This window comes from uncultured Hymenobacter sp. (genome assembly GCF_964242765.1).
GTDB lineage: Bacteria > Bacteroidota > Bacteroidia > Cytophagales > Hymenobacteraceae > Hymenobacter.
On the sequence record NZ_CAXTBM010000019.1, the window covers coordinates 87,410 to 95,139 of the forward strand.

Below are 7,730 nucleotides of genomic sequence, written 5' to 3' on the forward strand. Positions count from 1 at the left end.
TTGTTCCGCCCCTCTTAAGAGCAGCGCGAGTAATCAAAACAGTTCGACTCTAGTGAAAGTGCTCTGCAGACCGGATAGGTACGCCGTGCAGTAGATTTCACTAAGTCTTAAAATACTATGGTTCGTCCCTCAACAAACACGAACCTTTTCGCGGCCAAATGCCTCCGGAATCACTGCCACTCTGACCTATCTCGGAACGGCTCCGGAAGCAACTGTTGTCGAACCTTTCGGCCGCTATCTATATATATTGAGCAAGTAGCTGCCGCTACCGAAGCACCGGCAGCTACTTATCAACAAACATTACTCTAATGTGATTTCCAGGGCCAGACCACGCAGTTCGTGAATGAGTACGTTGAATGACTCGGGGATATTTGGCTTCGGCAACACGTCACCTTTTACAATGGCTTCGTACGCTTTAGCACGGCCTACCACGTCGTCCGACTTCACCGTTAGGATTTCCTGAAGTACGTTGGAAGCACCGAAGGCCTCCAGCGCCCATACTTCCATCTCGCCGAAGCGCTGACCGCCGAACTGCGCCTTACCACCCAGCGGCTGTTGCGTGATGAGCGAGTACGGCCCGATAGAACGAGCGTGCATCTTGTCATCAACAAGGTGGCCCAGCTTCAGCATGTAAATCACCCCAACCGTTACCGGTTGGTCGAACTTTTGGCCCGTGAGGCCATCGTGTAGATACGCGCGGCCGAAAGTTGGCAACCCAGCTTCCGTCAACTCAGCTGATACTTCCGCTTCGGTAGCACCGTCAAAAATTGGGGTAGCATAAGTACGACCTAGCTTGAGGCCAGCCCAACCTAACACTGTCTCGTAAATCTGACCGATGTTCATCCGGCTCGGTACACCAAGCGGGTTGAGCACGATGTCCATTGGCGTACCATCGGGCAGGAACGGCATATCCTCATCGCGCACGATGCGGGCTACCACCCCTTTGTTACCGTGACGACCAGCCATTTTATCACCTACTTTCAGCTTGCGCTTCTTGGCGATGTATACTTTGGCTAGCTGCACGATGCCTGCTGGCAGTTCGTCACCTACTTCCAGCGTGAACCGGTCGCGCTTGAAGCGGGCCGTGATGGTGTTGCGGCGCTTAGCGTAGTTCTTCACTAGTTGCGTCACCATGGTGTTCACACGAGCATCAGCCGTCCAACCTTCAAGAACGAGGTCCTTGAACATATTGACCTCTTCGGGCACAGCGTAGTTGCTCTCGTCTTTGTAAGGGTTCTTCTCAGGGAAGAGCGCTTCAGCTATGTTCTTCTTTCCGAACTTTACCCCTTTTGACAAGATTTCATCGCCAAACTTGTGTTTCACTCCTTGCGAAGTTTTGCCTTCCAGCAACTGCACCAGTTTGTCGACCATTACAACCTTTACAGCACGAAGCTCCTTGGCGTAAGCGTCTTTCAACTCTTCCACTTCCTTCTTCGACTTAGCTCGGAGGTTTTTGTCTTTCTTAGGACGTGAGAACAGCTTGGTACCGATAACAACACCATTTAAGGATGGCGGCGCCTTAAGCGAGGCATCCTTCACGTCGCCCGCTTTGTCACCAAAGATGGCACGAAGTAGCTTCTCTTCCGGCGTTGGGTCAGTCTCACCTTTCGGCGTGATTTTACCGATAAGAATGTCACCTTCTTTCACCTCAGCGCCCAAACGAATGATACCGTTGTCGTCGAGGTTACGGACAGCCTCTTCGCTCACGTTTGGAATCTCCGAAGTCAACTCTTCTTCACCACGCTTGGTTTCGCGCACTTCCAACTCGAATTCCTCGATGTGAATTGAAGTGAAGATGTCATCGCGCACTACTTTCTCGGAAATAACGATGGCATCCTCGAAGTTGTAACCCTGCCATGGCATGAAGGCCACCTGCATGTTACGGCCAAGAGCCAGTTCACCTTTGTTGGTGCCATAGCCTTCGCAGAGTACTTGGCCTTTCACCACCCGCTCACCAGTCTTCACCAGCGGCGTTAGGTTGATGCAAGTATCCTGGTTAGTGCGGCGGAACTTGATGAGGTCATACGAAATCTTCTCAGCATCGAAGCTTACAAGGATATCGTCTTCTGTCAAGTCGTAACGCACCACGATGCGGTTAGCATCTACATAGTCGATTACACCGTTGCCTTCCGCTACTACTAAAGTGCGGGAATCGCTGGCTACGCGGCCTTCCAGACCAGTGCCCACAATCGGAGCCTCGGCTTTCAGCAGCGGTACGGCCTGACGCTGCATGTTCGAGCCCATTAGGGCCCGGTTAGCGTCATCGTGCTCTAGAAACGGAATCAACGAAGCAGCAACCGACACAATCTGGTTAGGAGCTACGTCCATATAGCTATATTCCGAAGGACCTACAACCGGGAAGTCACCTTCAAAACGACCTTTTACAAGCTCGTTAGTGAAGTTGCCTTCTTCATCGATGCGAGCGTTAGCCTGCGCGATGTGGTGCGTGTCTTCTTCTTCAGCCGTCAAGTATTTCACGTTCGAGCTAACGTCAACCTTGCCGCCCTCTACGTTGCGGTAAGGCGTCTCGATGAAGCCCATCGAGTTAACCCGAGCATGCACGCAAAGCGACGAAATCAGACCGATATTCGGTCCTTCCGGCGTTTCGATGGTGCACAGACGGCCGTAGTGGGTGTAGTGAACGTCACGTACTTCGAAACCAGCACGCTCGCGCGACAGACCTCCTGGCCCGAGTGCCGATACACGACGTTTGTGCGTCACCTCGGCCAGCGGGTTGGTTTGGTCCATGAACTGCGAAAGCTGGTTGGTACCGAAGAACGAGTTAATCACGCTCGACAGGGTACGGGCGTTGATTAGGTCAACTGGCTTGAAATCCTCATTGTCACGCACGTTCATGCGCTCCTTGATGGTACGCGCCATACGGGCCAGACCTACGCCAAACTGAGCATACAGCTGCTCCCCTACCGTGCGCACCCGGCGGTTGCTCAAGTGGTCAATGTCATCGACAATGGCCTTCGAGTTGATCAGACCGATCAGGTATTTCACAATCAGCACAATGTCCTGATTGGTCAACACCCGAGCCTCTTGGCTCATATCGATACCAAGCTTTTTATTGATACGGTAGCGGCCTACGTCACCGAGGTCGTAGCGCTTATCCGAGAAGAACAGCTTCTGGATGATGTCGCGGGCAGTTTCTTCGTCAGGAGCCTCCGTATTCCGGAGTTGACGGTAGATCTGCTCAACGGCTTCTTTCTCCGAGTTGGAGTTATCCTTCTGAAGCGTGTTATATATGATAGCGAAGTCCGCAATGTTCACGTTCTCTTTGTGCAGAATCACCGACTTCGGGCCTGCATTGAGAATCGTTTCGATGTCGTCTTCCTGAATGGTCGAGTCCCGCTCAAGCAACACTTCGTTGCGGTCGATGGAAACCACTTCACCGGTATCCTCGTCTACGAAGTCTTCCGTCCAAGTGCGCAGCACCCGAGCAGCCAGCTTACGGCCAACGGCGCGCTTCAAGTTCTTGCGGTCAGCCTTCACCTCTTCCGACAGCCCGAACAAATCGAGAATGTCTTTGTCGGTGCCGTAACCGATAGCGCGGAGCAGCGTAGTAACCGGGAACTTCTTCTTCCGGTCGATGTAAGCGTACATTACGTTGTTCACGTCCGTGGCAAACTCAATCCACGAGCCTTTGAACGGAATGATACGAGCCGAGTACAGCTTGGTACCGTTGGTGTGCTTGCTCTGAGCAAAGAACACGCCCGGCGAACGATGCAATTGCGATACAATAACACGCTCAGCACCGTTGATAACGAACGAGCCTTTCTCGGTCATATAGGGGATGTTCCCTAAAAACACTTCCTGCTCGATAGTTTCAAAATCCTCGTTGTCCGTATCATTGCAGACTAGGCGCAACTTAGCTTTCAAAGGCACTGAATACGTCAAGCCACGGTCGATACACTCATCCACCGAATACTTCGGAGGATCTACGTGGTAGTCGATGAAGGTTAGAACAAAATTTTCGCGCGAGTCCGAAATCGGAAAGTTCTCGGCGAATACTTTGAAAAGACCCTCATCAGTTCGGTTTTCGGCAGCCGTCTCCAATTGGAAGAAGTCCATGAACGAGCGAACCTGCACGTCTAGGAAATCCGGATACTCGATAACCTTTTTAATCTTGGCAAAATTGATCCGCTCGTCAGCGGCCTGCAGCTTCTGCAATGCAGTTTGTGCGTTCGGTGTAGCCAATGTATATGGGGTTAAGAAATGACACTGGGAAAGCACTGACTCACCAAATAAATGGTGACAAATTATCGGTAAGCAATCTGAAAGCTTACTTAGCCGATACACAGAAGCGCGAAGCAGAACTTCACGCATCAAGATCCGTAGGCACAAAAAGCCGCAAAGCGGCGTGCAAACGAACTTCAGTATAGTTTGTTGCCTACAAACAGGAAAAGACCTGGCTTAGTTGCCAGGCCTCCCCTTATTTATTGGTTAAAAGCGGCGTTGCAGGGTAATTACTTAACCTCTACTTCAGCACCAGCTTCTTCCAGCTGCTTCTTCAGCGACTCAGCTTCGTCTTTGGTTACACCTTCTTTCAAAGGCTTAGGAGCACCGTCAACTAGTTCTTTAGCTTCTTTCAAGCCAAGACCGGTCAGGTCCTTCACCAGCTTCACAACAGCCAGCTTAGCGCCACCGGCAGCCTTCAAAATTACGTCGAACGAAGTTTTCTCTTCTGGAGCCTCAGCTACAGCAGCACCACCACCAGCAGCAGCTACGGGAGCAGCAGCAGCAGGCTCGATGCCGTACTCGTCCTTCAGGATAGTAGCCAACTCGTTTACTTCTTTTACCGTCAGGCTAACGAGCTGCTCGGCGAATGCTTTCAAATCTGCCATTTCTGTAGATTGTTAAAAAAGGGGTTGTTGAACTTTTGAATTGTATGCGTGAAAAAGATAAGCAGCGGTTAGCCTGCAACCTCTTCTTTTTCGGAAAGCGTTTTGAGGATGCCAGCCAGTTTGTTGCCACCGCTCGACAGAGCAGAGATAACATTCTTGGCAGGCGACTGGAGCAGACCGATGATATCACCGATGAGTTCCTGCTTGCCTTTAATCGTGCTGAGCGTCTCGAGTTGGTTGGAACCAACATAGATGCTAGCATCAATATAGGCGCCTTTCAAAGCTGGCTTTGGAACAGCATTTTTGCCGTAGTTCTGCGCCTTGTAGAAATCCTTTAGCAGTTTAGCAGGTGCCGAACCCGATTCTTTCGAGAATAGTACGCCCGACTGGCCAGCTAATGCAGCATCCATTTCAGCAGTATCGCCACCGAGGGTGTCAAGCGCTTTGCGGATGAAGGTATTCTTGTACACTTTGTACTCCATCCCACGGTTGAAGCACAGGCGACGGAATTCGTTGATTTTCGCCACCGACATTCCCGAAGCGTCGGCAATGTAGAACGCGTTGTGCGATTGAAACTTCTCGCTCAACTCGTCGACTAGGGCTTGTTTTTCTTCCCGGTTCATATCGTCGTGTTGGTTTTACTTAAGCGGAAGTTACTTGCGTGTCAACCGGAACGGCTGGGCTCATCGTGCTCGAGAGCGTGATGCTCTTGATGTATGTGCCCTTAGACGAAGAAGGCTTCAAACGGGTCAGCGTCTGAATTACTTCAATGGCGTTTTCGGCGAGCTTTTGCTCATCGAACGACACTTTGCCTACCGAGCAGTGAATGATACCAGTCTTGTCGACTTTGAAGTCGATTTTACCGGCTTTCACTTCCTGCACCGCTTTAGCCACGTCCGTAGTTACCGTACCCGACTTTGGGTTTGGCATCAGACCACGAGGACCGAGAACCCGACCCAAACGACCAACCTTAGCCATTACAGATGGCATCGTGATGATAACGTCGATATCAGTCCAGCCTTTCTCGATTTTCGAGATATAATCATCTAGACCAACATAATCTGCACCAGCGGCAGTAGCTTCAGCCTCCTTGTCGGGAGTCACGAGCGCCAATACGCGTACAGTTTTGCCGGTACCATGGGGCAGCGTAGCTACGCCACGCACCATTTGGTCGGCTTTGCGAGGATCAACACCGAGACGAACGTCGATATCTACTGAAGCGTCAAACTTGGTATAGGTAATATCCTTTACCACTTTGGCGGCTTCGAACAGCGTACGAATCTGAGTCAGATCGTGCTTAGCAAGGGCTTCCTTGCGTTTTTTGCTTACTTGTGCCATGTCTTGCTCCGTCGTTAAGTTATGCAGCGAAAGGAGAAGTGCCCGACACAGTGATGCCCATGCTACGAGCCGTACCGGCTACTTGCAGCATTGCCGACTCCACTTTGAAAGCGTTCAGGTCTGGCATCTTCGTTTCAGCGATGGTGCGCACCTGGTCCCAAGACACCGAACCAACCTTGTTACGGTTAGGCTCTTTCGAACCGCTCTGGAGCTTAGCAGCCTCCTTTAGGAGAACTGGTACCGGAGGAGTTTTCACGACGAAGTCAAAAGACTTGTCGGTATACATGGTGATGAGTACAGGACAAACTTGGCCGGCCTTATCTTGGGTGCGAGCATTAAACTGCTTGCAAAATTCCATGATGTTAAGGCCTTTGCTACCAAGTGCAGGTCCAACCGGCGGCGCGGGATTCGCGGCACCTCCCTTTATCTGAAGCTTCAGATAACCTCTAATTTCCTTGGCCATTTGGTTTGTAAGGCTTTGGACTCTGCGACGTAACCCGCATCATCCGCAGTTTTGTGATAACTCCGAGTGGAAGCCCCGCCGGTCCGGAGTAGATAACCGACGACGTTTATCTTGTCTGGAACTTAGAGTTGAGAGCTTAGAATTCAGACCTATAAAATGTCTGGATTCTAAGCTCTCAACTCTAAGTTCTCAGTTATGACTCTTTTTCAACTTGTGTGTAGCTCAGCTCCATAGGAGTGCTACGGCCAAATATTTTTACAATAACATTGAGCTTTTTACGCTCTTCGAATACCTCTGACACGTTGCCTGAGAAACCACTGAAGGCACCATCCACTACTTTTACTAATTCTCCTACTACAAAAGGAGTTTCCAACGTTGCTGCTTCCTCTTCCGTCTCATCTACTATGCCGAGGATACGGTTTACTTCAGCTAGACGAAGTGGAACTGGCTTCGTGTTGGCTGTCTTGCCTTCTTTGTCGCTCAGAAAGCCTAAGATGCCAGGCGTACTTGTGATAATGTGGTCTACTTCACCATGCGACAAGTCAGCATGAATCAAGATGTAGCCTGGAAAAAAATTACGTTCACGCACCCGTTTCTTGCCGTTGCGCATCTCATACACCTTTTCTGCTGGAATCAGCACCTGGGGCATTAGGTCAGAAAGACCATGCCGGCCAATTTCAGTTTCGAGATAGGTCTTGGCCTTTTTCTCCTGCCCGCTCACCGAACGAACTACGTACCACTTCAACTCTCCCATCTGTAGACCGATTAACGGAAGGAATTGTAGAACGCCTCCAGACCGGTTTTGAAAATTACGTCCATTAAACCCACAACAGCAGCGAAAACCAACGAACCAATAAGCACCAACCCGGCACTTTTTTGAAGCTCCTCAAAAGAAGGCCACGTTACTTTGTAACGCATCTCCTCAGTGGTATCGCGGAAGTATTTAGTTAGCTTACTCATTATGCATTGCCTAATGGCTGACTTTTGATTAACTGAAGATTACTATTAAAAGCAACCTTTCGAAGCACGAGTGGAGAGATTCGAACTCCCATCAAAGGTTTTGGAGACCTCTATTCTAC

General features: G+C 50.4%; 7 protein-coding genes. All 7 read right to left on the reverse strand.

Going from position 1 to position 7,730, the window contains the following annotated elements:
• Positions 1–300: 300 nt before the first annotated feature.
• Positions 301–4,203 carry a DNA-directed RNA polymerase subunit beta gene (rpoB, locus tag ACFE7X_RS10430; RefSeq protein WP_375435604.1) on the reverse strand — a complete coding sequence of 1,301 codons (3,903 nt, stop codon included), beginning with the start codon at positions 4,201–4,203 and terminating at the stop codon, positions 301–303.
• A gap of 269 nt (positions 4,204–4,472) precedes the next feature.
• Positions 4,473–4,850, reverse strand: coding sequence for a 50S ribosomal protein L7/L12 (rplL, locus tag ACFE7X_RS10435; protein WP_375435605.1), 378 nt, complete (start codon positions 4,848–4,850; stop codon positions 4,473–4,475).
• A gap of 68 nt (positions 4,851–4,918) precedes the next feature.
• Entirely contained in the window at positions 4,919–5,473 is a 555-nt protein-coding gene (gene rplJ, locus ACFE7X_RS10440) for a 50S ribosomal protein L10 (RefSeq protein ID WP_375435606.1), read from the reverse strand.
• Positions 5,474–5,492: 19 nt separating this feature from the next.
• Complete coding sequence (rplA, locus tag ACFE7X_RS10445) at positions 5,493–6,188, reverse strand: 50S ribosomal protein L1 (RefSeq protein WP_375435607.1); 696 nt, start codon at positions 6,186–6,188, stop codon at positions 5,493–5,495.
• 19 nt (positions 6,189–6,207) lie between these two features.
• Positions 6,208–6,651 carry a 50S ribosomal protein L11 gene (rplK, locus tag ACFE7X_RS10450; protein WP_375435608.1) on the reverse strand — a complete coding sequence of 148 codons (444 nt, stop codon included), beginning with the start codon at positions 6,649–6,651 and terminating at the stop codon, positions 6,208–6,210.
• A gap of 193 nt (positions 6,652–6,844) precedes the next feature.
• Complete coding sequence (gene nusG, locus ACFE7X_RS10455; protein ID WP_243797596.1) at positions 6,845–7,405, reverse strand: transcription termination/antitermination protein NusG; 561 nt, start codon at positions 7,403–7,405, stop codon at positions 6,845–6,847.
• Between the two features lie 11 nt (positions 7,406–7,416).
• On the reverse strand, positions 7,417–7,611 hold the full coding sequence (secE, locus tag ACFE7X_RS10460; RefSeq protein ID WP_022822111.1) for a preprotein translocase subunit SecE: 195 nt from the start codon (positions 7,609–7,611) through the stop codon (positions 7,417–7,419).
• Positions 7,612–7,730 lie beyond the last annotated feature (119 nt).

Coding starts and splice junctions, on each gene's coding strand:
- rplL (WP_375435605.1), bottom strand. CDS start 4,850: ATGGCAGATTTGAAAGCATTCGCCGAGCAGCTCGTTAGCCTGACGGTA.
- rplJ (WP_375435606.1), bottom strand. CDS start 5,473: ATGAACCGGGAAGAAAAACAAGCCCTAGTCGACGAGTTGAGCGAGAAG.
- rplA (WP_375435607.1), bottom strand. CDS start 6,188: ATGGCACAAGTAAGCAAAAAACGCAAGGAAGCCCTTGCTAAGCACGAT.
- rplK (WP_375435608.1), bottom strand. CDS start 6,651: ATGGCCAAGGAAATTAGAGGTTATCTGAAGCTTCAGATAAAGGGAGGT.
- nusG (WP_243797596.1), bottom strand. CDS start 7,405: ATGGGAGAGTTGAAGTGGTACGTAGTTCGTTCGGTGAGCGGGCAGGAG.
- secE (WP_022822111.1), bottom strand. CDS start 7,611: ATGAGTAAGCTAACTAAATACTTCCGCGATACCACTGAGGAGATGCGT.